Raw genomic sequence first — 341 nt, 5'->3', positions numbered from 1 at the left:
TCGGTCCCCTCGACCTGGAAGGGGCGCCCGCCGCTCTCCCAAATGAGCGAGAGCAGCAGGAAGATGTCCGCCGAGTCGTTCGTGATGTAGTGGTCGCCGCCGAGCGCCCGGACCTTCTTGGCGGCCTCGTAGAACTCGTCCCAGGTCGCCGGGGGCTCCTCGACGCCCGCCTCCGCGAGGACCTTCTGGTTGTAGAACATCGCCGCCGGCCCGTAGTCGGACGGTAGCGCATAGGGGGCGCCGTCGATGTTGACCTCGCCCCACGCGGCCTCGACGTAGTCCTTGCCCAGCTCGTCCGCCCCGTAGACGGAGAGGTCGGTGAGCTTGCCGGGGATCGCGAA

1 protein-coding gene is annotated in these 341 nt (G+C 68.6%); it reads right to left on the bottom strand.

Features of this window, described 5'->3' with window-relative positions; all coding sequences use genetic code 11:
* On the bottom strand, positions 1 to 341 hold a 341-nt coding region (locus SB658_RS22615), incomplete at both ends, for an ABC transporter substrate-binding protein (RefSeq protein ID WP_410602461.1).

The organism is Bacillus sp. SIMBA_008 (assembly GCF_046535495.1).
Classification (GTDB): domain Bacteria; phylum Bacillota; class Bacilli; order Bacillales; family Bacillaceae; genus Bacillus; species Bacillus subtilis.
Note: the sequence above shows the minus strand (reverse complement) of the source record. Positions and strands in the feature narration are given on the sequence as shown.